Source organism: Pannonibacter sp. Q-1, from assembly GCF_054073275.1.
The window spans coordinates 334253-358038 of sequence record NZ_JBSXNB010000002.1 but is presented as its reverse complement, the minus strand read 5'-3'; the positions used below and the strand labels follow the sequence as shown (position 1 = coordinate 358038).

Genomic DNA, 23786 nt, shown 5'->3' with positions numbered 1-23786 from the left:
CCGCGCATTTCTTTTGATGTTTGAGTCGTTTGCTGAATTTTAACGGAGTAAGTCTAGCGTCCTCTTCGCAGGGCTGCTGTTGAACTGATGCGCTAGAGACAAAGGGACAGGGGCGCTGCATTTGCATTTTCCAATACGGGGAAGACACTATGCCGACCACCTTGCTGAAGACCGGAATCGCCGCCTCCCTGCTCCTTGCTGCATCGCCGGTGCTGGCCGACTCCTACAAGCTGACCACGCTGGAATGGCCGCCCTATGTCATGGCTGACGGCTCTGGCACCAGCCCTGAGGCGGTGAAGAACACCTTCTCAAAGGCAGGTCACAGCGCGGAAGTGGCGGTCTTTCCGTGGAACCGCGCCGTGAAGATGGCAGCGGAAGATCCGGCCTGGATCGGGGTGTTCCCGGAATATTACAGCTCTGACTCCGATGCCGAAAAGGGTGGCAGCCGCTGCCTGTTCTCCAAGTCCTTCGGCATCAGCCCTGTCGGGTTCATCCAGCTTGCAGACAAGCCCATCACCTGGAAATCGCTGGATGATCTGAAGGCCTACAAGATCGGCGTGGTGCGCGGCTACAATAACGAAGAGCAGTTCGATGCCATGGCCGCAAAGGGCGAGATCAAGGTCGATGAGGCGGACAGTGATGTGCAGAACATCCTGAAGGCCGCCGGCGGGCGCACGGATGCCGCGGTGGTCGACAAGCTGGTCTTCGAGCATCTTGCCAAGACCGATCCGCAGGTGTCCGCCGTTGCTGCCAAGCTTTCCTTCAATGATGTGCTGCTGAAGGAGCATGGTCTGCATATCTGCTTCAAGAACTCGGACGAGGGCCGCAAGGCACGCGATGCCTTTGACGGCGGTCTGTGAAGCGCAAGGCCCCGGCTGCTGGTTTCCTGCTGCCGGGGCCTGTTGTCTTTGACCCGGCGTGGCGTTTCCTGACCGGCGTTGCCGGGGTGGGGCGTTGATTGAGCGTCCCCACCTCACGCCCCGGATGCAAGGATGAAGCGGCCGAAGGTCAGGCAGGTGCATGGATATTGTTGCGGCTGACGCAGAGGCCGGGCACTTGTGCGGCCCGGCGGGGCGGTTTTCTCATTTCAATATTTGATATCTGGAAACAATTATCTGTATCCGCTTGCAGAATTAAGACTTCATTCGTCAGTATAAGTAACAATGCTGCGAATTCAGATGGGGATCTACCATGAAGTTCTGGCAGTCCGTAAAATTTGCCACCATTGCGCCGGTCGTGGCGGTCGTTGCGGTGGCTTTCGCCGGGTTCTCCTACGTCGCCAGCACCAAGCAGATTGATACGGTGGAGGCGTCCTTCCGGTCCGAGATCCAGCTGAGCACCGAGCTGTCAAATCTCGCCCTCGGCAATGCAATCTGGGACTTCAATGCGGAACTGGCCAGGACCGTTCTGAGGCCGCTTCTGGACAATCCCCGCTTCTCCTGGGCCGTCGTGCGGGAGGAAAGCGGCTCCATCTTCGCCGTGATTGACCGGTCCGGGGCCAGCGGCCAGGATCTGCTGGACAATGTGCCGGAGGCAGAGCAGGCGCCCGCCGATGATGGCAGCACCAAATTCATCGTAACGCCGGGATATATTGTCGGCATCAAGCCGATTGTGCGCGAGGATGGCGGCAGCCAGACCCGGATCGGCAATGCCTATGTAGCGTTTGACCGTCAGTTCGTCACCAGCGCACGGACCGAGGCGCTGACAACCTCTCTGCTTTTGACGGCGGCTGCGATCGTGATCGTGTCGCTGTGCCTGTTCTTCCTGATCCGCCGGATTGCCAAGCCGATTGCCCAGTTGTCGCGCACCATGCTGACGCTGGCCGATGGCCAGCTCGACTGTGAGGTGCCTTGCCTCGACCGGGCCGATGAACTGGGCCAGATGGCCAAGACCGTGGAAGTGTTCCGGCACAATGGCCAGCGCCAGCGCGAACTTGAGGGCGCGCAGGCCACCGCCTATGAGAAAGAGCGCGAGCGCCAGGCTGTGCTCGAAGCGCTGATCGCCGGTTTCCGCAATGACTCGCGCCAGCTGCTTGAGCCGGTGCAACAGTCCACTGTTGCCATGGCGCAGATTTCCGACCAGCTGCTCGGCATGTCGAAAGATACGACGAGCCGCACAGCCTCTGTCGCCGCCGCAACCGAGCAGGCCTATGCCAGCGTGCAGACCGTTGCCTCGGCTGCGGAAGAGCTGTCGGCTTCCATTGGCGAAATCTCGCGCCAGATCGCAGACACCAGCGGGGTTGTCTCCGCGGCCAATTCCAAGGCAGCTTCCGCCAACCAGCAGGTGGCCGGTCTTGCCGCCTCCGCCCAGCGGATCGGCGCCGTGCTGCAGCTGATCCAGGATATCGCAGAACAGACCAACCTGCTGGCCCTCAATGCCACCATCGAGGCCGCGCGCGCTGGCGATGCCGGCCGGGGCTTTGCGGTCGTGGCCGCCGAGGTCAAGGATCTGGCAACCCAGACGTCGAAGGCCACCGAAGAGATCGCGGCCCAGATCACGGCCATTCAGGATGCCTCGACCGGCTCCGTGGCGGCGATCGACGAAATTGCCAGAACCATGGTCCGGGTCAACGAATATACCGATGCTATTTCCCGTTCGCTGGAGCAGCAGGGGCTGGCCACCACCGAGATCAGCAACTCTGTGCAGGAAGTGGCCTCCGGGACCCGCGAGATCACGGTCAACATGACCAGCGTCAAGCATGCGGTCGAGGAGACCTCTTCGGCCGCGGCCGATGTGTCGCGCTCCTCGGGCGATGTCTCCGAGAAGACCCGCCTTCTGGCCAGCAACATTGACGATTTCCTGCGCCGCGTCAGCGCGGCATGATCTAGCGCAGACACGCAATGTTACAGGCTCCGGGGCCGGCTCCGGAGCCTGATGCATGTTTGAAGGCAGAGGTTGTTCTTGCGGCCTACAGAACCGCTCTGAATGCTCCGGGAGGCCGTGAAGATCCTGCGCGCAGCTTCCCAAGCGTGACTTTCGTCACAGGTGGCACGCTCCCGTATTTGCTATGGTCCTTTCAAGCAGAAAGCCGGGCTGGCGGTTCTGCGGGGAGGGGGGAAGCATGGCGATCCTGTCGATACGGTCGAAAGACTTCAGCCGCACGCGGCGTGTGGAAGAGTTCCGCAACGTGGTCGCCAATATAACCAAGGTGGACTTCATCCCCGATGACCGGCAGGACTTTCACTCCGAAACATCCATTGCCGTGATGCCGGGACTTATCGTGGGTCACGGGCGGCATTCCGCCTCCACTGCGGTGCGCAGCCAGAGCCACGCGGCCGATTGCAGCGATGACGTGATGTTCCACATCCCGCTCGCTGGCGGCGGCACGATCCTGCAGACCGGCGGGCGCGAGGAAACTCTGCGTCCGGGCCTCGTCTATGCCGATCCGGGCGATGTGCCGGGCACCGTGCGCTTTGGCGGGGAGCATATGGAGGGCATCTATGTGTCCATCCCCCGGGTGCATCTGGGGCCGGCGGCGGCTGGGCTCGATGCGGTGCTGCGCCGCGCCGCGCCGCTGACGCCGCAATGGCGGTTGTTTCTCGGCTATGCCCGCATGCTGCATGACGAACTGCCCGCGCTTGCCCCTGAAGAGGCGGCGCAATGCGTGGCGCATGTGCAGGATCTGGCGCTGATGGCCCTTGGCGCCACACGGGAGGCAGCAGAGGCGGCCGCCGGACGGGGGCTGAGGGCCGCCCGGCTGAAACAGGTGAAGGCGGAGATCGAGCGCAGCCTCGTGACGCCCGGCCTCAGCGCGGACAGGGTCGCCGCGCGCCTCGGCCTCTCCCCGCGCTATGTGCGGGCTCTGTTCGAGCGCGAGGGCACGTCCTTCCGGGATTATGTGGCCGCACGGCGCCTTGCCATGGCCCACCGCATGCTGACGGATCCGGCCTGTCAGCATCTCAACATTGCACAGATTGCCCTGGAGGCCGGGTTCGGTGATCTGTCCTGGTTCAATGCCCGCTTCCGCCAGACCTATGGCATGACCCCAAGAGATGTGCGGGCGCACCGGTTCTAAGGTCATATGCAGGGAGATTGGCCCATGTTTGTGCCGTAGTCCCCGCAAACAAGTGCCGGGGGCCCCAAGACGGCCCCGGCCGCTCATCCTAGTCTTTTTTCACGATGCAGCTGCCTGCCTCCTTGCCGGCGGGCAGGGTCTGCATGGCCATTCGAGGATGTTCCGGATGTGGGATTTCAGCCTGACAGGTGCCTTCGCACTCATGGCGCGCACCGCGCCCTTTCTTCTTTTCCGCATGGCCGTCTATTTCGGCATGGCCTGCGCCTATGTCATCGCAACAGGGACGGGCGCGGCCATCGGCTATGGTGCCGGCCAGCTGGGTGATGAGGATTTCCTGGCCTCCAGCACGGCGCTGGGGGGCATTGCCGGCTTTGGCCTTGTGGCGGCGGTGCTCTATCTGCTGCGCGAATATGTGCTCTACATCGTCAAGGCCGGGCATATTGCCGTTCTGGTCGAGCTGATGGACGGCCGGTCCCTGCCGGATGGGGAAGGGCAGGTGGCCTATGGCAGCCGCATGGTGCGCGAGCGCTTTGCGCAGGCCAGCCTGCTTTTCGGCATCGACCAGCTGGTCAAGGGCGTGATTTCCGCCATCGCCGGGCTGATCGAGGGCATTGCTTCGCTTCTGCCCATTCCCGGCCTGCAGGCGGCGGCGGGGCTGCTGCGCAACTTCCTGAAAGTCGCCATTGGCTTCACGGACGAGGTGATCCTTGCCCACGCCATGCGCACCCGCGCGGCCAATCCCTGGGCCTCGGCGGAAGAGGCGCTGGTGCTTTACGGGCAGAACTACAAGACCATGTTCCGCAACGCCGCCTGGCTGGCCGTGATGATCTATGGCCTGTCCTTCGTGGTGTTTCTGCTGGCGCTCGCCCCGGCGGCCGCCCTTGTCTATCTGATGCCCGGCGCGCTCAGCGCGGGTGGCCTCGTTTTTGCCATTCTCTTTGCCTGGGCCTTCAAGGCGGCGCTGCTGGAGCCGCTGGCCATCACCTGCATGATGCAGGTGTTTTTCAGAACAACCGAAGGACAGGTGCCGGATCCGGCCTGGCGTGCCCGGCTGCAGGATCTGTCGGGCAAGTTCAGGGAGATTGGCGGCAAGGCGCGCGACTGGGCGTCAGGACGCGCTGGCGCTGCCCGCTCCACCGCTGCATCCGCATGAGGAGATTACCGGTGATGAAGAGCATCCAACTCAGAACCGCAGTCCTGCTGGCGGCATCCGCCGTCTGCCAGCCACTGGCTGCCACGGCGCAGGAGGCGCCGCGCACCATCATCGTCATGGACGGCTCCGGCTCCATGTGGGGCCAGATCGACGGGCGGGCCAAGCTTGAGATCGCCCGCGAGGCGGTGGCCAGGGTGGTGCAAGGCATCCCTGTGCAGCAGGAACTGGGGCTGCTGGCCTATGGCCACCGGACCAAGGGCAATTGCAGCGACATCGAGCTTCTGGTGCCGCCCGGACAGGGCACGGGCCCTGCGATTGTCGATGCGGTCAATGCCATGCGGTTTCTCGGCAAGACGCCGCTTTCGGCTGCCGTGCGCCAGGCGGCGGAGGCGCTGCGCTATGGCGAGGAAAGCGCCACGGTTGTCCTTGTCACCGACGGGCTGGAAACCTGCGAGGCCGACCCTTGCGCACTGGCATCCGAGCTGGAGGCGGCCGGCGTCAATTTCACCGCGCATGTGGTGGGGTTCGGCCTGACGAAGGAGGAGGGCGCTCAGGTGGCGTGCCTGGCTGAAAACACCGGCGGGCGCTACATCGAGGCGGCCAATGCGGGCGAATTGGTCAGCGCCCTGACCGAGGCCATCAGCATGGAGCCGCCGAAGGCGAACACCCATTTCCCGGGCAAGCCCTTGATGCCTGCCATCCAGCTTCAAGCAACGGGCGGGGCGATTGGCGCAGAATCTGCCGCACCCGGCCAGCCGGATTTTCCCCGCACCGGCACGGCAGAGGACTGCCGCGCCCTGGCGGAGGCGGATGCTGCAGCCGCAGCCTGGATGTTCGAACCGCCCGGCAGCTATTTCGTCGAAGAGCCGCGCTGCCGCCTTTACAGCTATTCGACCGAGATGGACTGGGCCGTCTATCCGCCGGAAGACGGCTGGGTCTCCGGGTTCAAACCGGATGCTATCCTCTTTGTCCGGCCGCTTGAAGAACCGGCATATCAGCCTGGCAAGGCGGGCATGATCAACCGGGGCCCTTATGCCGTGGGGAGCGTGCAGATTGACCTCGGCGTGAGCGTTGAAGGAACAGAAACAGGCGGTGCAGCTCTTGCTCTGAGGCTTTATCCGGTGGGCAGCACCAGTTCCGATGGGGTCATCACCTACAGCACGGTCGAAGGCTCGCAAGGGGGCAAGGACGCCGGTATCAACCTCGATGCGCCTGGTCAGTATCTGCTCAGGCTCGAAACCTGGGGCGGCGAAGTCCTCGACGAGATGGTGATCGATGCTGCGGCTGATCCGGCCGTGATCCTTACAGCGCCGTCTGCTGCAGCTCCCGGTGCGCCCATCGCGGTTGAAACACAGGGCCGCCAGCTGCGCCTCGACCGGGTTGAAATCTGGCAGGGAGACGGCCGGCACGACTGGGGGCGCAGCCTGAGTGAACTGGCCGCCGGTGAACCCCTGCTCGCCCCCTCAGAGCCGGGAACCTACGATCTTGTTTACATGGGGTATAACGCCGCCAGTGAATATGCCGAATTCGCCCGTATCCCGGTTGAGGTCCGCAAGCTGGACAAAACGGAAGGCGAGACGCAAGGCAGGCAAAAGGTGGCGGATGCCGGTTCTGCAACAGGTGCAAAAGAGGATGTGGTCTATTCCTGTGACGGGCCTGCGCCTTGCCCCGTGACAGATGGTGCGACCGGTCTTTCCTTCCTGCTGCCGGCCGGCTGGTGGACCGATCAGCCCACGACAGAGGGATACACAACCGGCGCACAGGCCGCAGGTGAGAGTTTTCCGCCGCGGGTCACTTTCTTCCGGCACGGTTCCGGTGACGCTTTGGTGCTTGGGCCGCGCCAGTGGGTGGCCATGAACGGGCCCTGCGAGGATGCGGGCGCCCTTGGCCCCTTCTGCATGTTCGAGAGCGCCGATCCGCAGGTGCTGGCGGCCTTTCAGCTGGTCCGCGTCACGCTGAAATGGGATCCGTCTCAGGCGTCAGCACCTGCCGCGCCGGGCTGCGCAGATGCTCAAGGCCATGGCCCTGATGCTTGCGAAAACGGCAGGGAGGCAGGCGGCAAGGCCTTTGCGGATTATCCCCACCGCTGCCTGCCCGGAGACAGGACCGCTGACGGCTGCAGCATGCGCGATGCCGCCACCGGTCTGTCTTTCGATTTGCCGGAAAACTGGGTGGCGGATGTGACACCCGCATCGCCGTTGCCGCGTGCCGAGTTTGCCGAACAGGCAGGGTCTGCCCATTCGCTCTGGCTCAACCCGGCCGATTGGCCGCAGGGTGACCGGGGGTGTTTCCTGACCCGTGCCGGGCAATTGTGCACTGACCCGGACCGGATTGACGAAGCGCTGGCCCGTGACCTGCAAAAGCTGCAAGTCACCTTGACCACCGGAGAGGTTCTGCGCCGCTGCGGCAATGAGGATTGCACCTTCGAGCAGCAAAATCCTGCATTCGCCGGAAAGCTGCCGGCGGGCTGGTCGGTTGAGGTGGCAAGGCCACTGGCTGATGGCAGGCTAGGCACTTGGTTCTTCGACCAGGACGGCGGCGGCAACTTCAAGCTGGCCGGGCTGAACAAAGACGGCGGTGAAGCATGCCGGCAAACACCGCTCGGCGCACTGTGCGAATTCACGCCATATATCTCGACACAGGAGATGGACCTGATCGCGGCCAATTTCTCCGGTGGATCGACGCCGTCCAGGGCGTTGCCGTCCGCCGTTCAAGTTGATGCGGCGACCCTCGATACGGTTCTCTCAATCCTGCGGAGCCGCTGACCATGTCCATTTCCATTTCACGCAATCTTCACTGTCTGCTCCTTGCCGGTCTCGGTCTTGCGTTGGTGCCAGTGGCAGCAGAGGCGTGCCACCCTCCGGTGGTCGTGATCGGCGCGGATAGAACGCCGTCTTATCTGTCGCCCGATCGCAATCTGACCGGTGAGTTGGAGGCTCTGTTTGGCACCGCGCCGGACGGGCTTGCAACGCTGATTGTCGACGTGCCGAACCGGACCGGCTACTGGCTTTCCCGACAGGGGGGCTTGCCGCTGACGGACGCGATGGTACTGCTCGGCGCAGACACGGCTTTCCGCTATGGCGGACCGGACAATTGCGCCCCCCAGGATGTGGAGCTGGTGCTCCTGCCCGGCGGTAAGCCTTTCAATCCCATCGAGCTTTTCCCTGACCCTGACCCATTCCCGGACAGGCCGATCGAGCTTTTCCCCGGGGAAGCCGGTCATGGCCCGCAACCGCTCTCCGGTCTCTGGCAAGCTAGGCTTGGCGAAACGCGCCTTGAAGGCTGCCCGCCAATGATACAGCACGCGTTTCCCCAGTCTCCCGCCGCCCTGCCATCAGAGTTGACCGCGCCACGGAGGCTGGAATTCAAGGTGCCGTTCCATCCTGATCAACTTGAGATAACCCGTAGCCTGTCTGCAGGGGGGAGCAGCCCTGTCGTCTGGCGTAACGCAGGAACTGACAGCTGGCAAACGGAAGTCTTCCCGCAGTTGTTTGATCAGATTCCGGCGGGGCAGGGGGCAGGCAGCAAGCTGAACTGGAACTTGACGGTCAAAAGCAGGGCGCAGATCGATCATGTTTCGACCCTGCAGATCGTTTTGCCGAAGGAAGCTGCGGCTGTCATGGGCAATACAGCTCACTGCCGTATGATCAGCCGCAACGCTTGGGTGCGAGTCGGAGACTGAGAAGCTTCGGCCATGATATGGGGGCTGGCGGTTGGGCTAACTGGCTGCCGCCAGCTTGACCCTGTTCCGTCCGGCATTCTTGGCTCTGTAAAGCGCCTGATCGGCGAGGCGGCAGGCCTCCGCAAGGCTGGTCTGGAAGGGCACCGGCGCAACGCCAAAGCTGGCAGTCACTTTGAGGCCATGCGGCAGGTCCGGCAGAGACATGACCTCCAGCCGCAAGCGCTGCGCAATCTGGACGGCGGCATCGATATTCGTTCCCGGCAGGAACAGGGCGAATTCCTCCCCGCCCATGCGGCCGGCCACAGCTTTGATCCCCGCACAGGCGCGCAGCCGCTCGCCAAAACCCCTGATCACGGCATCGCCTGCATGATGGCCGAACGTGTCGTTGATCTGTTTGAAATGATCCAGATCGCACAGGATGATGGCGTGGGGACCATGCGGATCCTCGCGCAGCAGAGTATCGACACGCCGGTCAAATCCGCGCCGGTTGGCAAGGCCCGACAGACTGTCGAGCTCTGATTGCGTCTGCTGCAGGGCCATGATCTCGAGAACGAGTTTCGCCAGCAGGGTCAAACCTGTCGCGACCATCAGGACAGCCGTCAGGCTCTGCGAGATGAGCGCATAGTTCGTGTGAACATAGTCCTTGGCCGTGCTGCCGGCTCCGAAGACGACAGCCAGCCCGGCCTTGGCCAGGAAATGCAGGCCGGTGACCAGCAGCAGGAGGCCGAGAAACCGGTCAAGCCCCGTGCGGTGCGGAGCGGACAACACGACAAGGGCGCCAGCAAGCACCGTGATGGCAAAGGGCGCCTGATAAAGGAAAGCGTGAAGCGGCGTGCCTCGTGGCAGATCATAAATGATGTAACCGAGAAAGAGGCTTGCGGAGAGGAAGATGGCAATGCCCCTGGCATCGATCCGGCGGCGGTACATTTCGCCGATCCCGGCCGTCATCATGGTTAGCCCGAACAGAACCGACGCAAAGGCTCCCAGCGCCCACAGCCGGGGCGGCCCCGCATAGGCGACGAGCAGTTCGCACAGGGCCGAGAGTGAGGCCACACAAAATCCCGCGCCAATCCATCTTGCCGCAAGAGGAAACTGGCTGCGCCGGGCGGTGACAAAGAAGACGGCGCTGAACGACAGGGCGACAGCGAAGTTCACCATCAGGAAAAATGCTGCGCCGTTCATCGTCATGCCGCCATGATAGCATGGTGTGCTTGTGTTCGCCCACCGTTTGTCCGTCTTGGATAATGCGCAAGTGTGAAGGCTTTCCTGCCTTTTTGGTGTCCGTTTATCTGAAATGCAGAGCGATCAGGACTTGTAATATTTATATGTGTTACGGGCTTGATCTGCGTACGGCAGGCTGCATTCAACGGAAACTGCATTTACGTCAGCATGCCTGGCCACATCGCCGGTTCACTCAAAAGTAGCTCTTCTGCAGTATCCGCTGAACTATGTTTGGCTGGTTCCCGGATTGAAGATGGATCTTGCGACGGTTCTCCTGCTCTACAAGTCCTCGTTGATGGTTGGGGCGGTCTGTTTTGCCTATATGCGCTGCCGGTCGCAGGAACCGGGACTGGACTTTCTGGCAGCGGGCTTTGCGGTGCTTGCCTTTGGCTCGACACTGGCCGGGTGGGGGGAACAGGGGCTGGTGGCCTTCGTCACGTGGACGATGGGCAGCTTTACAGCCGGGGCAGGCGGATATGCGCTGATTGCTGCGGGGCTGGTGCAACTGAGCAGCCGCCGCCGGTGGGTGGGGGACTGGGCAGCAGGTGCCGCCGCGCTGGCGCTCGTCCTTCTGGTCTGGCGAATGGAGTGGTACGCGGACAATACCGTGCGGGCTGTGCTGTTCAATCTGACCACTGCCGTTTATCTGGCCGCCGCTGCGCTGGTCATCTTCCGGGATTATCTGCGGGACCGTCTGCCGGCCCGCTTCGGCTTGCTGGGGGCGCTACTGACGTCCATCGTGTTCGCCGGTCTGGCGGCGCTGGCGCTGGGAGCCCCGGAATTCGGCCTGCCCGATCCGCGCCAGTCCTTCTTCATGCTGATCATCTGCCAGTTCGCCATTGCGCTTTTCGTGGTGTTGCTGGTGCAGGACCGGGCGGAGGCCAAGCTGAAGCGTCTGGCCAACACCGACGCGCTCACCGGCGTGCCGAACCGGCAGCATTTCCTGGCGTCGCTGCCGCAGCACCTGCAGCCGGGTGACGCCTTCATCATGCTGGACATCGACCATTTCAAGAGCATCAACGACCGTTTCGGCCACGAGGCCGGAGATGTTGTGCTGACCGGCGTGGCGCAGGCGATTGCAGGCGCCGCCGGTCCGCGCGCGCTTCTGGGCCGCCTCGGAGGCGAGGAGTTCTGCCTGTTCCTGCGCGGCCAGACGCAAGAGACCGCCCTTGCAGGGGCCGAACAGATCCGGCTTGCCGTGAAATCCCTTTCGTTCAACCCCGGCGCTGACACCATCACCACCAGCGCCAGTCTTGGCATAGCGGTCTGGACCGGGACGGAAGACGCCCGCGCCTTGCGGCACAAGGCCGACGAGGCGCTTTACCTTGCCAAACACCGCGGCCGCGACAAGGCGGTGCTCTTCAACGCCGGCTGATATCAGACCCCGGTGAGCTGGTATTGCTCCCCTCAGCGGAAATAGGCCGGCATGGTGTTGCGCAGGTCGCCGGCAATGGCGATGGATTGCGAGAGATGCGCGCTCATGGCCTCGGCGGCTTGTGCCGGGTCCGCAGCCTTGAGGCAGCCGATGATCTGCCGGTGATCGCGCAGGATCTGGGCTGCCTTGCCGCCCACCGGCAGGTGCAGGGCGCGGATCCTGTCGATGTGCATGCTCTCCCGGCGGATGACCCCGTAGACATGCATCATCCTGGCCGAGACGAACAGCTCCTGATGAAAGCGTTTGTCGAGCGCTGCAAAGGTTGCAAGGTCGGACGGGGCGCTTTTTTCCTGCAGTTGCAGGATGGTTTCAAGCGCTTCGATCAGCAGGGGATCCGGCCTTGCGGCCAGTTGCCGGAGAAGTGCGCATTCCACGGAACTGCGCAGGAAATGCGCCTGGCGGGCCTGTTCGAGATCGATCAGGCTGACGGTCGTCCGTGACTGCGGGAAAATCTCCACCAGCCCGTCTTCCTGCAGCTTCAGCAGCATGTCCCGCACGGGCGTTGAACTGACGCCGTAATGGTCCTGCAACTCCTTGCGTGACAGACTGCGCCCGGGCTCCAACTCCAGGCTGACGATGCGCTGGCGCATGTCTTCGGCAAGCTCGAGCGCCGGGTGTTGCGCCGCGGCCAGGCGGGTTGGCTGCATGATCACCTCATTTTCTCAAGCACTGTCGCGGCGGCCGGGGGCGGCATGCGGTCATTCCTGTCCGGCCCCGGCGGATGCGGCGCGGGCATCCGGCAAACGGAACAGTTCGGGCCGCTGTGTCTCCAGTTCGGCAATGTAGAGGATGGCGCCCGAGATATGGCTGCGCAAGGCCGCCCCCGCAGCTGCGGCATCCCGGTTCCGCACGGCGTTCAGAATGGCCTCGTGCTCTTCGATCAGGCGCGGGATCTTGCCCGGCTGCGGTGCCTGAAGATGCCGCACCCGGTCGAGATGCGCCTTCTTCGCGTGGATGATCGACCACACGCCCTCCAGCCCGGCCAGCTTGAAGATTTGCCGGTGAAACTGGTCATCCAGCGGCAGGAAGGACGACAGATCGCCGCGCGACAACAGCAGCTTTTGTTCAAGCAGGATCTCTTCCATGCTGGACAGGTCAAGGTTTCCGGCCTCGCAGAGCAGGCGAAGGGCGGCCGGTTCCAGATTGTCGCGCAGGAAATGCGCCTCGCGGATCGCGGCGGCATCCAGCGGCGCAACAAAAGTGGCATGCTGGGGCGCAACGGTGACGAGGCCGCTCTGCACCAGCCTCAGCACCGCTTCGCGCAAGGGGGTGCGGCTGATGCCGAAACGTTCGCAGATGGCCCGTTCGGGAAGGGTGGAGCCGGGCAGCAGCTCGACATCGACGATCTGCCTGCGCAGTTCGTCATAGACCTCGTCCGTCATTGTCCGCCGCCGCGCCATGCTGCCGTCACCACTCAGATTCTCTGGACCGATTGATACATTTTCCCGGCCCGATTGTCCCGCTTGCCGGATTTCAGGGTTGTCACTGATACACAAATATATTAGTGCATCAATAGCGGGCGTTCCACGGCCTGCGATTTAGGGAGGAGAGAGTGGTGAGATCAGCTATTTTTGCGATGTCTGTCGCAGCCATTGCCATGGCCACAGGACCTGCTGCAGCGCAGGGCGACTGGCCGTCGCGTCCCATCAACGTCATCATCGGTGCCAGCCCCGGCGGTGACACCGATTTCAACGCCCGCACCTTTGCCAAGTATTTCGAACAGGTGACGGGCAGCCAGATGGTCATCACCAACATGCCGGGCGGCGGAGCCACCATCGCGACTTCCTCGGTTCGTGATGCCGATCCCGATGGCTACACGATGCTCTTCGGCCACACCGGGCATCTGATCGTGACGGAGGTCTCCGGCCTTGCCGACTATGGCATCGATGATTTCGAGATCTGCTGCATTCCGGCCATTGACCAGGGAGCAGTCTTCGTGACCAGCGAGCAGTCCGGCATCTCGACGATGGATGAACTGCTGGCAAAGACCAAGGCGGATCCTGCTGCCGTCATCTACGGAACGGAGCTTGGCGGCTACTCGCACCTGCAGGGCCTTTTGTTCTCCAAGGAAACCGGTGCGCAAATGCGTATCGTCGACACCGGTTCAGCTGCGGAGAAGATTGCCTCGCTTCTGGGCGGGCGCATTGATGTCGCCGGCATCGCCTATGGCGCGGTGAAGGACTATCACGCCGCCGGCCAGATGAATGTGCTCGGCCAGCCGAACCAGGAGCGCAATCCGCTCCTCGGCGAGATTCCGACCTTCGTGGAGCAGGGTGCACAGTTCGTCATGAACAACCCCTATATCATCGCCTTCCCGAAGGGCACGGATCCGGCCATCGTCAGCAAGATGGACGAAATCGCGGCAAAGATCGTTGAGATCCCCGAGTATGCGAAGGATCTGGAGCAGGGCTTCCGCCAGCCGGTGAGCTACTACAGCCAGGACGAGGCGAAGACGCGGCTCAACGCCATCCGCGAGAACTACATGCAGTACAGGGAAGCGCTGCAGGCTGCGCGCTGATTGCACATGGGAGAAGGGCATCCGGCGGATTTGATCTGCCGGTGCCGTGCAATCTGCTGATGGAAGTGTGCAGTCAGGCCGGGATGCCTCCGGAACACCGGGTGCTGCCTGACTGCCGGAACGGGAGGGGAGCCATGTCTCTGGGCCGGAACAAGGATGTTCTGACCGGCGTCTGCATGCTGTGCGCTGGTCTTGCATTTTTCTACATGACGGCAGGTTTGCCGCGCCGCGGGACGGTGGACGCCGCGTTCGTCCCTTATGCCCTTTCGATCGGGATGATCTTGCTGGGTGCCATTCATCTGGTGCTCAGCCTGCGTGCGAAAGGGGCGCTGGCACCGGAAGATTGCGCAGAAGATTGCGCAGATGAAAACCCGGCCATTGGCGCTGCGGCGTCTGATGAGGAGGGCGGCGGACAGGCCGCCGGCCGCGCGCGGCCCGATTATCTCACCGTTGGCGTTTCTCTGGCTCTCATTGCGGTTTTCATCGCTCTGATGCGGCCGCTGGGCTTTGCCATTTCGGCTGCCTTCTATCTTTTCCTGCAGTTTTCCCTGCTGAGCCCCGCAGGCCGGCCGAGGCCGCATTTCATGCATGCCGCGCTCGCCATCGGCATCTCGCTGACGATCTATGTGGTCTTCCGCCAGGGCTTCAACCTGATGCTGCCGGCCGGGCCGCTTGCCCGCCTCATGCCCTGAAGGAGCGGTCTGATGCTTGATATGATCGCAATCGGTATTGCCAATGTCTTTCAGCCGCAACTCGTCCTGCTGATTGCTGCCGGCGTCGTGGTTGGCATCATCTTTGGCGCCGTGCCGGGGCTGACCGCTGTCATGGCCATCGCCCTGTGCCTGCCTCTGACCTATGGCATGAGCCCTGCGGCGGGCATGTCGCTGCTGGTGGCGCTTTTTGTCGGGGCGACGTCGGGCGGCTTGATTTCAGCCATCCTGCTGAAGATCCCCGGCACGCCGTCCTCGATTGCAACGACATTCGACGGCTGTCCGATGATGGAGAAGGGCGAGGGGGCAAAGGCTCTGGGCGTCGCCATCGTGTTCTCCTTCATCGGCACGATTTTCTCGATCGCCGCGCTGATGTTCATTGCGCCGTCGCTTGCAAGGGTGGCCCTGTCCTTCGGGCCGCATGAGTATTTCGCCATCGCTGTCTTTTCGCTGACGCTGATTGCCAGCCTCTCCAGCGGGTCGATGGTAACCGGCATCTTTTCCGGTCTCTTTGGCTTTGCCGTGTCAACGGTCGGCATCGCCCCGGTGGAGGCGATCCGCCGTTTCACCTTCGGACAGGTGGAACTCAACGCCGGGTTTTCGATCCTCACCGTCCTTGTCGGCATGTTCGCCATTGCCGAGGTGATCAAGGTGGCGGAGGCTGGCCGGGCAAGGTCTGCCGAGAAGATCGTGATGCCGGTGATGAAAGGCATCCGCGGCTTTGGCTTCAGCGTGAAGGAATTCCTTGGCCAGATCCCCAACGCCTTCCGCTCGGCGCTTATCGGTGTCGGCATCGGCATTCTGCCGGGCATTGGCGCGGGTACGTCGAACATTCTCGCCTATATCGCTGCCAAGAGCCGGTCGAAGACGCCGGAGAAGTTCGGCAAGGGCTCGATCGAAGGCATCGTTGCGCCGGAGACCGCGAACAATGCAGGCATCGGCGGTGCCCTCATTCCGCTTCTGACGCTCGGCATTCCCGGCGATGCCGTGACTGCCATCCTGCTGGGCGGGTTGATGATCCACGGCATCCAGCCGGGGCCGATGCTGTTCATCACGCAAGGCCCGCTTGTCTACACGATCTTTGCGGCGCTGACGCTGTCGGCCATCATGATGCTGGTGGTGGAATTCTACGGGCTGCGGGTGTTCATCAGGCTTCTGGCCATCCCCAAGCACATCCTGTTACCGGTGATCCTGGTTCTGTGTGTCGTGGGTGCCTTTGGGCTCGCCAGCCGCATCTTTGATGTCTGGGCGGTTCTGGGCTTCGGCCTGCTTGGTTACGCCTTCGTCAAGGCTGGCATTCCCACAGCGCCCTTCATCATCGGCTTCATTCTCGGGCCGATGGCGGAAACCAACTTCCGCCGGGGGCTGCAGCTTTCGCAAGGGGAGTTCACCGGCTTCCTGACCAATCCGATATCGGCAACCTTCCTCGGGTTTGCGGCGCTGTCGGTGCTTTGGCAGATCTATCGCGGCATCCGGCCCGCGCCCCGCCGGACTGCAGGTGAGGGGGCATGAGCATGGCTGAAAACTCTCCTGCAGCAGGTGATGCCGCCGTCTCCTTTGCACGCCCCCCATCGCCACAAACAAGCATAGACTAAAAAAGGACGCCAGAATGACCCCGCGGCCCAGAAAAACCCCCGAAACCTTGCGTTCCTCCCGCTGGTTCGCGCCTGATGACCTGCGCAGCTTCGGCCACCGTTCCCGCATGATGCAGCTCGGATATGCGCCGGAAGAGTTCATTGGCCGTCCGGTGATCGGCATCCTCAACACCTGGTCGGAGCTGAACAGCTGCCACTCGCACTTCCGCGAGAGGGCCAAGGATGTGCGCCGTGGCGTGCTGATGGCAGGCGGTTTCCCCGTCGAGATGCCGTCGCTCTCGGTCGATGAAAGCTTCACCAAGCCGACCTCGATGCTCTACCGCAACATGCTGGCGATGGAGACGGAGGAGATGATCCGCTCGCATCCGCTGGATGGCGTGGTGCTGATGGGCGGCTGCGACAAGACCACGCCGGGGCTGGTGATGGGCGCCCTGACGGCTGGCGTGCCGATGATCTATCTCCCGGCAGGGCCAATGCTGCGCGGCAACTATGCCGGACAGCATCTGGGATCCGGCTCGGATGCCTGGAAATACTGGGACGAGCGGCGCGCCGGGAATATCTCCGACGCGGAATGGACCGGCGTGCAGGGCGGTATCGCCCGCTCTCCGGGCGTCTGCATGACCATGGGAACGGCCAGCACGATGACCGCTATCGCCGACGCCATGGGGCTGACGCTGCCGGGCGCCTCCTCCATTCCGGCGGTTGATTCCGGCCACCAGCGCATGGCGGCAGAATGCGGCCGCCGCATCGTGGAGATGGTGTGGGAAGACCTGACGCCGGACCAGATCGTCACCACGGCTTCGGTGCGCAACGCCGCCATCGTGGCGATGGCGACCGGCTGCTCGACCAATGCCGTGGTGCATCTGATCGCCATGGCCCGGCGCGCAGGCGTCGATCTGACGCTCGATGATCTCGACGAACTGGGCCGTGTCACGCCGCTGATTGCCAATGTGCGCCCGTCCGGCAAGGACTATCTGATGGAGGATTTCCATTATGCGGGGGGGCTGCGGGCGCTGATGGCGCAGATCCGCGACCGGCTGGCGCTCGATGCAATGACCGTGACCGGAAAGTCCATGGGGGAGAACCTGGAAGGCGCGAAAGTCTACAATGACGACGTGATCCGCCCGCTTTCCAACCCGGTCTATCATGAGGGTTCGCTCGCGGTTCTGCGCGGCAATCTGTGCCCGTCCGGCGCGGTTATCAAGCCGGCGGCCTGCGATCCGCGCTTCCATGTGCATGAAGGCCCGGCGCTGGTCTTCGACAGCTATCCCGAAATGAAGAAAGCCGTCGATGACGAGACCTTCGACGTGACGCCGGACCATGTGCTGGTGCTGCGCAATGCCGGCCCGCTCGGCGGCCCCGGCTTTCCCGAATGGGGCATGCTGCCGATCCCCAAGGCACTGATCAAGCAGGGCCACCGCGACATGCTGCGCATCTCCGATGCCCGCATGTCCGGCACATCCTATGGCGCCTGCGTGCTGCATGCTGCGCCGGAAGCCTATATCGGCGGGCCGCTGGCGCTGCTGCGCAATGGCGATACCGTCCGCCTCGATCTGCCTGCGCGCCGCCTCGACATGCTGGTGGATGACGCCGAGCTTGAGCGCCGCCGGGCCGAATGGGTCGCGCCGGAGCCCAGGTTCGAGCGGGGCTGGGGCTGGATGTTCTCCAAACACGTGACGCAGGCCGACAAGGGCTGCGACTTTGATTTTCTTGAGCGCGGCTTCGGACGCGCGGCCGGTGAGCCGGACATTTACTAGGAGGCAGACATGGCGGCTACGCTCGCTCAGGCACTCACCGGCATCTCCGGCATTCTGGTCACGCCCTACGATCAGGCGGGGGACATCGCCCCCCGGCGGCTCCTTCCCGTCATTGACCGGGCCCTTGGCGCCGGTGTCCATATGCCGGTGGTGAATGGCAACACGGGTGAGTTTTACGCCCTGACCACGGACGAGGCCAGCACCATGGTGCGGGAGGTTGTGGCCATGGTTGGCGGCCGTGCGCCGGTGCTCGCCGGAGCAGGGCGCGGCATCCGGGATGCGGTGCGGCTGGCAAAGGTTTCGGCGGAAGCCGGTGCGGCTGCGCTCATGGTGCATCAGCCGCCTGATCCCTTCGTCGCGCCGCGCGGCATCGTGGATTATCTGAAGGCGCTCGAGGATGCCTCCGGCGGCCTGCCGATGATGCTCTATCTGCGCAACGATGCCATCGGCACGGCAGCCATCGCCAGCCTTTGCGCCCTGCCGGGCGTGAGAGGGGTGAAATGGGCCACGCCCAACCCGCTGCGCCTGGCCGAAGCGAAGGCGGCCTGCGATCCGGAAATCGTCTGGGTCGGCGGGCTTGCCGAGGTCTGGGCGCCCACCTTCTATGCCGTCGGAGCGCGTGGCTTCACCTCTGGCCTCATCAATGTCTGGCCGGAGCGGTCCATGGCCATCCATGCGGCGCTGGAGGCTGGCAATTACCCTGAAGCCAACGCGCTCATCGCCGGCATGAAGGTGTTCGAGGACATTCGCGCCGAGGAAATGGCAGGGACAAATGTCACCGGCGTCAAGTCCGCCCTGATTGTCCAGGGGCTGGATTGCGGCCCCACGCGCCCGCCATCCGCATGGCCTCTGACCAAGGCGCAGTCCGAACGTCTCAACCGCTTTCTGTCAGACAACAATCTGCTCTGAGGTGTCATCATGACCGGTTATGTCCTTTCCAATGAAACACGCGAGAAACTGAAGAAGGTTTCGACCGCCTCCGTCGCCACGGCGCTGTACAAGCGCGGCCTGCGCAACCAGTTCGTCCAGGGCGTTTCCCCGATCAACTGGAAGGGAGAGACAATGGTCGGGCAGGCCTTCACCTTGCGCTACATCCCGGCCCGCGAGGACCGCAATCCGCTGACCGTCTTCCGCAACGCCGATCATCCGCAGCGGGTGGCGATGGAAACCTGCCCGCCGGGCTTCGTGCTCGTGATGGACAGCCGCAAGGACGCACGCGCTGCCTCTGCCGGATCGATCCTGATCACCCGCCTTGCCATGCGCGGCTGCGCAGGCGTTGTCTCCGATGGCGGCTTCCGGGATGCGGAAGGTATCGGCAAACTCGATATGCCTGCCTATCACCAGCGCCCCAGCGCTCCGACAAATTTGACGTTGCACGAGGCCCTTGACCTCAACGTGCCGATTTCCTGCGGCGACGCCCCGGTGTTTCCCGGTGACGTGATGCTCGGCGATGGCGATGGCGTGATGGTCATTCCGGCTCATCTTGCCGACGAGATTGCCGATGAATGCACCGGCATGGAGAGCTTCGAGGACTTTGTTCTGGAGCAGGTGAAGGCAGGGGCTGCGATCATCGGCCTCTATCCGGCGACGAAGGAAGAGAACCTCGCCAAATACGCCGAATGGCGCGAGAAGACCGGGCGCTGAGAGCCGGTCAAGCCCGTGCGGCGCTTGAGCAATTTCAAGGCGTGATGCTTCAGCATCGAAAGCCTTGGTATAAGGCTCAGCCTGCGGAGCGGCAAAGGTGGGCCCCATCGGGACCTGCATGCAGCCGTGCTGGCCTTCTTCACAAGGCCGGTTTCGGCGCTGCTGCCGGCACTGGCTCTGTTCAGCATCATATGGCCGTATCTGAAGGCAAGGCGCGCAAAGGCCGCCATCGCGGGCGGCGGGCGCGGGTGAGCGGAACGGCTTGCATCGGGCCCCGGCGCCGCTTGCGCACCGGGGCTTATATCAATTCCCGATAAGCTTCACCCATTGAGAACGGGTCAGGCCCATGATGCCTCCGCACCGGAAGCCCTGGTATGAAGGAAGAGGAATTTCGGAGAGCGTCAGGCCTGACGGGCTTTCCGGTTGGCGTAGCGCCGGTCACGCTCGGCCTTGCGGGCGGCTTCGTCTTCCATAACGCGGGCAGCGCGGTTCCTGTCGGCCAGTTCGCGCGCTTCGGTTTCGGCTCTGGCTGCGGCCTCCGCTTCGGCGGCCTTGAGGGCGGCTTCGTTCGCGGCCCGGTTCTGTTCATCCAGCTTTGCCTGTGCGCGTTCGGCCCGGCGTGCATCACGGGCTTCCGCGATCCTGATCCGCTCGGCCTGCTTTGCTTCGCGCTCCGGTCCGGCTGCTTCCTTTGCGGCGCGGTAAGCCTGCACAAGGGCTGCCTTCGCGTCGGAAGCGGTGCTGCGGCGGCCGGAATGGCCGTTGTTCGTCATGTCTCTCAAGTCTTCACTCCATCTGGCGGTTCCGCCTTGGCTTTTTCATGCAAGGTCACCAGCTGCCGGTGCAGCGGGCCCCGCGGTCAGGTTCGTTTGGTCCGTTTGGCGGGAGACTTGGCAGCAACTGCCAGACTCTCGCTCAGTTCCCTGGCAAGCCGTGCTTCCCGCAGTCTCAGGGTCTTTTCGTCACGCGCGGCGGTGATCGCGTCCAGTTCTTCGAAGGCACGGGTGCGGGCAAAGAACTGCGACTGTTCCCGGCCAAAGGCCGTTTCTGCCTGCTGGCGGGACTTGCTGTGCTTGTCGGTCATGGGGATCCTTCCGGACGTTGCCCGCTGCTGCGGGCAACAAAAAAGGCCAGGCAAACTGCCTGACCTTGTTTGGTCTCATGCTTTCGGCAATGCCAGTACATCCGTGGTCAAGGGAAAGCAGATCCCGGATCTATCAGGCGGCCTGCAGATTGCAGGCAGACATCTTGCCCGACTTGTTGTCGCGCTCCATGTCATAGGAAAGCTTCTGGCCTTCCACGATTTCGCGCATGCCGGACCGTTCGACGGCCGAGATGTGGACGAAGGCGTCCGGGCCGCCATTGTCAGGCTCGATGAAACCGAAACCCTTGGTGGAATTGAACCATTTTACTGTGCCAGTGGTCATGATGAACCCTTTCATAGCATAGAGAAAAGCCGCAAGCCCGGAGGCCTGCAAGCGGTGATAACGATGCTTTAGAGGGAGTGTTCGTTCAGCGCGATGTTGACCGCGTGATAACCAAAGCTCAGCAAAAAAGATATCGATGAAAAATACATACGAGTTGCGCGCCGGTTTGTCAATTTTTGTTTTTGAAAAACATGAGCTGGAGCAAAAATACGCAGGGTTTCAGCCGGAAAAACAGTTTTGAATCTTTCCGTTTTCGAACCTGGTGCAAGCATTTTATCCCTGCAAAGGGCTTAGATTCGTGATCCCGGGCCGCGGCTTCCTCACCGGCTGCGCCAGCCATGGCCCTTCTGAGCTGGGGGTGATGACAAAGCAGGAATTCTTCTCTTTCGTCATGGCCAGCTTGTCCCGGCCATCTGTAAGTCATTGATTTGGTTAGATCCTCGGCACAAGGCCGAGGATGACGATGGAGAGGCCGGAGATTTGTGAGCAGTCTGGGCTCTTCTGAGCTGGGTTGTGTCCTGTTCTGACGGGGCCAGAGGATGGGGCTGCGATGATTAGGCAGTTCAGACAATCCCGGCTATGATCGGGCCAAAGATCACGGGAGGCAGTCCGGAGGGGCTGGTGATTTGATGGGCTTTTCCGATCACATCAAGGAAATCGAGCGCGTCGGGCAGGGCAGCAACACCGGCAGGGATGCCGTGGTCGTCGCCTCCTGGCGGCGCTGCCTCGAGACCTATCAGCTTGATCCGGCTAAGGCGCGGGAGGCGGTGATCGTCTCCGAGACGCGGCTGCGCGAGCACCGGCAGCAGGCCGAGGATCTGGTGCATATCGCAAGATCCGGTCTGGAGCGGCTCTACCGGCAGGTGGCGGAGCAGAACTATGTCCTGCTTCTTTCCGACCGGCAGGGCGTCACCGTCGAGTTTCTGGGCGATCCGTCCTTCAACAACAACCTGCGCAAGGCAGGGCTTTATCTGGGCTCCGAATGGTCCGAGCCGCGCGCCGGAACCTGTGCGGTTGGGGCCTGCATCACCACCGGCGAGCCGCTGACGATCCACCAGACCGACCATTTCGACATCACCCACACGCCGCTCTCCTGCACGGCCGCGCCGATCTATGACACGCAGGGCGCGCTTGCGGCCGTTCTCGACATTTCGCTGCTCAGCTCGCCGATCCTCAAGGCCAGCCAGAACATGGCCCGCCATCTGGTGTCCTCCACGGTGCGGCGGATCGAGCTGGCCAACCTGATGGCCAGCAGCCGCCACGATCTGGTGCTGCGCTTTGCCGGAGCGCCGGAGTTTCTCGATGTGGACCCGGAAGCGGCGATTGCCGTTGACGGGGCAGGGCGCATCACCGGCATGACGCATGGCGGCGCAAAGCTTCTGGCCGCCTCGCGTGGTCTCGACTGGCGCAGGCCCGAACTGCTGCTGGGGCAACTGGTCACGGATTTCTTTGACGCGGAGTTTGGCGAACTGGCTTCGCTGACCCGGGCCAGCCTGCCGCAGGACCGCAGGATTGCCCTGCGCGGCGGCGCGTTCCTCTATGCCCATGCCATCGAGCCGCAGCAGCGCATTGCAGGCCAGCCGGCGGCCCGCCTGCCGCGTGCCTTGCCCGCGCTGAGCCGGCTGGGCGGCGCCTGTCCGGCCATGGACAGCCTGCGGCGCAAGGTCATGAAGCTGGCGCCTTCGCGCCTGCCTGTGTTGCTTCAGGGGCAGACGGGCACCGGCAAGGAGCATCTGGCGAGGATCATCCATGAGGTCAGCGGCGTTTCCGGCCGGTTCGTCGCCGTCAACTGCGCTGCCATCCCCGAACAGCTGATCGAGAGCGAATTGTTCGGCTATGCGCCGGGCGCCTTCACCGGAGCGCTTGCCAAGGGGCGCAAGGGGCTGGTGGAGGAGGCGGGCGGCGGCACGCTGTTCCTGGATGAAATCGGCGACATGCCCTTTGCGGCGCAGAGCCGGCTGCTCCGGGTGCTGGCGGAAGGCGAGGTGCTGCCCGTGGGCGGCTCCGTGCCGCGCAAGATCAGCTTCCGCGTCATCTCCGCCTCTCACCGGCCACTGGCAGCCCTTGTTGCGGCAGGCCGTTTCCGCGAGGATCTCTATTACCGGCTGAACGCCGCCGTTCTGCCGCTGCCGCCGCTGTCCGAGCGGGAGGACTTTCCCTGGCTGCTCGCCCGGCTCCTTGAAAAGCATGCCGCCGGGGGCCGCCCCTTGCGGCTTTCGCCGGAGGCCAGAGTGCTGCTGCTCGCCCATTCCTGGCCGGGCAACATCCGCGAGCTCGACAATGCCATCGCCTTTGCCGCTGCCCTTTGCGAGGATGGCGTGATCGGGGTGGAGGACCTGCCGGAGCAGCTGACCCTTTCGCCCCATGCTATCGCAGAAGGCAATGACGGGGACGAACTGCGCGCCATGCTCTCCGCCTGCAAGGGCAATGTCTCTGAAGCTGCACGGCGGCTCGGCATCGACCGCACCACCTTGCATCGCCGGATGAGGCGCCTGGGCATCGGCCGCCCGCATTAGGGGGGGCGCATTAGGGGGGCGGAGCCTGTGATGGGCGCGAGTGCGGCATTGCCCGAGCCGCGCCACACTCGGGGCGCCGTCCCGGACGCAGCGGAGCGGAGATCAGGGACCCA

20 protein-coding genes are annotated in these 23786 nt (G+C 63.3%); 14 read left to right on the top strand and 6 right to left on the bottom strand.

Annotated elements, in window-relative coordinates:
- Positions 1 to 149 precede the first annotated feature (149 nt).
- The 6 genes from ACVNHC_RS05625 to ACVNHC_RS05600 all read left to right on the top strand — a co-directional run bounded on the left by ACVNHC_RS05625 (position 150) and on the right by ACVNHC_RS05600 (position 8850).
- On the top strand, positions 150 to 860 hold the full coding sequence (locus tag ACVNHC_RS05625; RefSeq protein WP_082205804.1) for a substrate-binding periplasmic protein: 711 nt from the start codon (positions 150 to 152) through the stop codon (positions 858 to 860).
- 331 nt (positions 861 to 1191) lie between these two features.
- On the top strand, positions 1192 to 2823 hold the full coding sequence (locus tag ACVNHC_RS05620) for a methyl-accepting chemotaxis protein (protein WP_457166675.1): 1632 nt from the start codon (positions 1192 to 1194) through the stop codon (positions 2821 to 2823).
- Between the two features lie 238 nt (positions 2824 to 3061).
- Positions 3062 to 4015, top strand: coding sequence for an AraC family transcriptional regulator (locus ACVNHC_RS05615; RefSeq protein WP_457166674.1), 954 nt, complete (start codon positions 3062 to 3064; stop codon positions 4013 to 4015).
- 166 nt (positions 4016 to 4181) lie between these two features.
- Positions 4182 to 5168 carry a hypothetical protein gene (locus tag ACVNHC_RS05610; protein WP_457166673.1) on the top strand — a complete coding sequence of 329 codons (987 nt, stop codon included), beginning with the start codon at positions 4182 to 4184 and terminating at the stop codon, positions 5166 to 5168.
- Positions 5169 to 5182: 14 nt separating this feature from the next.
- Positions 5183 to 7933: a vWA domain-containing protein gene (locus ACVNHC_RS05605; protein WP_457166672.1), complete on the top strand. Its 2751-nt coding sequence runs from the start codon at positions 5183 to 5185 to the stop codon at positions 7931 to 7933.
- A gap of 2 nt (positions 7934 to 7935) precedes the next feature.
- Entirely contained in the window at positions 7936 to 8850 is a 915-nt protein-coding gene (locus ACVNHC_RS05600) for a hypothetical protein (RefSeq protein ID WP_457166671.1), read from the top strand.
- Between the two features lie 36 nt (positions 8851 to 8886).
- Here ACVNHC_RS05600 and ACVNHC_RS05595 read toward each other — a convergent pair whose 3' ends face one another.
- Positions 8887 to 10032: a diguanylate cyclase domain-containing protein gene (locus tag ACVNHC_RS05595; RefSeq protein ID WP_457166670.1), complete on the bottom strand. Its 1146-nt coding sequence runs from the start codon at positions 10030 to 10032 to the stop codon at positions 8887 to 8889.
- Between the two features lie 292 nt (positions 10033 to 10324).
- On the opposite strand from ACVNHC_RS05595, the gene ACVNHC_RS05590 reads away from it, so the two are divergent.
- Positions 10325 to 11446 carry a GGDEF domain-containing protein gene (locus tag ACVNHC_RS05590; RefSeq protein WP_457166669.1) on the top strand — a complete coding sequence of 374 codons (1122 nt, stop codon included), beginning with the start codon at positions 10325 to 10327 and terminating at the stop codon, positions 11444 to 11446.
- A 32-nt stretch (positions 11447 to 11478) separates the two neighbouring features.
- Here ACVNHC_RS05590 and ACVNHC_RS05585 read toward each other — a convergent pair whose 3' ends face one another.
- Positions 11479 to 12153, bottom strand: coding sequence for a GntR family transcriptional regulator (locus ACVNHC_RS05585; RefSeq protein ID WP_457166668.1), 675 nt, complete (start codon positions 12151 to 12153; stop codon positions 11479 to 11481).
- Positions 12154 to 12204: 51 nt separating this feature from the next.
- Positions 12205 to 12888, bottom strand: a complete 684-nt coding sequence (locus ACVNHC_RS05580; RefSeq protein ID WP_457166667.1) for a GntR family transcriptional regulator — start codon at positions 12886 to 12888, stop codon at positions 12205 to 12207.
- Positions 12889 to 13061: 173 nt separating this feature from the next.
- On the opposite strand from ACVNHC_RS05580, the gene ACVNHC_RS05575 reads away from it, so the two are divergent.
- From ACVNHC_RS05575 to ACVNHC_RS05550, 6 genes are all read left to right on the top strand, one after another.
- Positions 13062 to 14024, top strand: a complete 963-nt coding sequence (locus ACVNHC_RS05575) for a Bug family tripartite tricarboxylate transporter substrate binding protein (protein WP_457166666.1) — start codon at positions 13062 to 13064, stop codon at positions 14022 to 14024.
- A gap of 134 nt (positions 14025 to 14158) precedes the next feature.
- Entirely contained in the window at positions 14159 to 14716 is a 558-nt protein-coding gene (locus ACVNHC_RS05570; protein ID WP_457166665.1) for a tripartite tricarboxylate transporter TctB family protein, read from the top strand.
- A gap of 12 nt (positions 14717 to 14728) precedes the next feature.
- A complete protein-coding gene (locus ACVNHC_RS05565) occupies positions 14729 to 16246 on the top strand; it encodes a tripartite tricarboxylate transporter permease (protein ID WP_050471701.1) in 1518 nt (505 codons plus the stop codon).
- A 97-nt stretch (positions 16247 to 16343) separates the two neighbouring features.
- On the top strand, positions 16344 to 18086 hold the full coding sequence (araD, locus tag ACVNHC_RS05560) for an L-arabinonate dehydratase (protein ID WP_457166664.1): 1743 nt from the start codon (positions 16344 to 16346) through the stop codon (positions 18084 to 18086).
- A gap of 9 nt (positions 18087 to 18095) precedes the next feature.
- Positions 18096 to 18995 (top strand): dihydrodipicolinate synthase family protein, encoded by a 900-nt coding sequence (locus tag ACVNHC_RS05555; RefSeq protein ID WP_457166663.1) that lies wholly within the window; start codon positions 18096 to 18098, stop codon positions 18993 to 18995.
- Between the two features lie 9 nt (positions 18996 to 19004).
- Positions 19005 to 19730 carry a ribonuclease activity regulator RraA gene (locus tag ACVNHC_RS05550; protein WP_457166662.1) on the top strand — a complete coding sequence of 242 codons (726 nt, stop codon included), beginning with the start codon at positions 19005 to 19007 and terminating at the stop codon, positions 19728 to 19730.
- Positions 19731 to 20131: 401 nt separating this feature from the next.
- On the opposite strand, the gene ACVNHC_RS05545 is transcribed toward ACVNHC_RS05550, so the two are convergent.
- From ACVNHC_RS05545 to ACVNHC_RS05535, 3 genes are all read right to left on the bottom strand, one after another.
- The gene (locus tag ACVNHC_RS05545; protein ID WP_050471697.1) at positions 20132 to 20512 is read right to left on the bottom strand and encodes a DUF6481 family protein; all 381 of its coding nucleotides are present in this window, start codon (positions 20510 to 20512) and stop codon (positions 20132 to 20134) included.
- A 77-nt stretch (positions 20513 to 20589) separates the two neighbouring features.
- Positions 20590 to 20814, bottom strand: coding sequence for a hypothetical protein (locus ACVNHC_RS05540; RefSeq protein WP_050471696.1), 225 nt, complete (start codon positions 20812 to 20814; stop codon positions 20590 to 20592).
- Positions 20815 to 20947: 133 nt separating this feature from the next.
- Positions 20948 to 21157 (bottom strand): cold-shock protein, encoded by a 210-nt coding sequence (locus ACVNHC_RS05535; protein ID WP_026355832.1) that lies wholly within the window; start codon positions 21155 to 21157, stop codon positions 20948 to 20950.
- 629 nt (positions 21158 to 21786) lie between these two features.
- Between ACVNHC_RS05535 and ACVNHC_RS05530 the strand changes: the two genes are divergently transcribed.
- A complete protein-coding gene (locus ACVNHC_RS05530; RefSeq protein WP_457166661.1) occupies positions 21787 to 23673 on the top strand; it encodes a sigma-54-dependent Fis family transcriptional regulator in 1887 nt (628 codons plus the stop codon).
- Positions 23674 to 23786: the final 113 nt, after the last annotated feature.

Bases quoted from the DNA above. Each gene is read 5' to 3' on its own strand.
- ACVNHC_RS05625 (WP_082205804.1), top strand. From the start codon at position 150: ATGCCGACCACCTTGCTGAAGACCGGAATCGCCGCCTCCCTGCTCCTT.
- ACVNHC_RS05620 (WP_457166675.1), top strand. From the start codon at position 1,192: ATGAAGTTCTGGCAGTCCGTAAAATTTGCCACCATTGCGCCGGTCGTG.
- ACVNHC_RS05615 (WP_457166674.1), top strand. From the start codon at position 3,062: ATGGCGATCCTGTCGATACGGTCGAAAGACTTCAGCCGCACGCGGCGT.
- ACVNHC_RS05610 (WP_457166673.1), top strand. From the start codon at position 4,182: ATGTGGGATTTCAGCCTGACAGGTGCCTTCGCACTCATGGCGCGCACC.
- ACVNHC_RS05605 (WP_457166672.1), top strand. From the start codon at position 5,183: ATGAAGAGCATCCAACTCAGAACCGCAGTCCTGCTGGCGGCATCCGCC.
- ACVNHC_RS05600 (WP_457166671.1), top strand. From the start codon at position 7,936: ATGTCCATTTCCATTTCACGCAATCTTCACTGTCTGCTCCTTGCCGGT.
- ACVNHC_RS05595 (WP_457166670.1), bottom strand. From the start codon at position 10,032: ATGAACGGCGCAGCATTTTTCCTGATGGTGAACTTCGCTGTCGCCCTG.
- ACVNHC_RS05590 (WP_457166669.1), top strand. From the start codon at position 10,325: ATGGATCTTGCGACGGTTCTCCTGCTCTACAAGTCCTCGTTGATGGTT.
- ACVNHC_RS05585 (WP_457166668.1), bottom strand. From the start codon at position 12,153: ATGCAGCCAACCCGCCTGGCCGCGGCGCAACACCCGGCGCTCGAGCTT.
- ACVNHC_RS05580 (WP_457166667.1), bottom strand. From the start codon at position 12,888: ATGACGGACGAGGTCTATGACGAACTGCGCAGGCAGATCGTCGATGTC.
- ACVNHC_RS05570 (WP_457166665.1), top strand. From the start codon at position 14,159: ATGTCTCTGGGCCGGAACAAGGATGTTCTGACCGGCGTCTGCATGCTG.
- ACVNHC_RS05565 (WP_050471701.1), top strand. From the start codon at position 14,729: ATGCTTGATATGATCGCAATCGGTATTGCCAATGTCTTTCAGCCGCAA.
- araD (WP_457166664.1), top strand. From the start codon at position 16,344: ATGACCCCGCGGCCCAGAAAAACCCCCGAAACCTTGCGTTCCTCCCGC.
- ACVNHC_RS05555 (WP_457166663.1), top strand. From the start codon at position 18,096: ATGGCGGCTACGCTCGCTCAGGCACTCACCGGCATCTCCGGCATTCTG.
- ACVNHC_RS05550 (WP_457166662.1), top strand. From the start codon at position 19,005: ATGACCGGTTATGTCCTTTCCAATGAAACACGCGAGAAACTGAAGAAG.
- ACVNHC_RS05540 (WP_050471696.1), bottom strand. From the start codon at position 20,814: ATGACCGACAAGCACAGCAAGTCCCGCCAGCAGGCAGAAACGGCCTTT.
- ACVNHC_RS05535 (WP_026355832.1), bottom strand. From the start codon at position 21,157: ATGACCACTGGCACAGTAAAATGGTTCAATTCCACCAAGGGTTTCGGT.
- ACVNHC_RS05530 (WP_457166661.1), top strand. From the start codon at position 21,787: ATGGGCTTTTCCGATCACATCAAGGAAATCGAGCGCGTCGGGCAGGGC.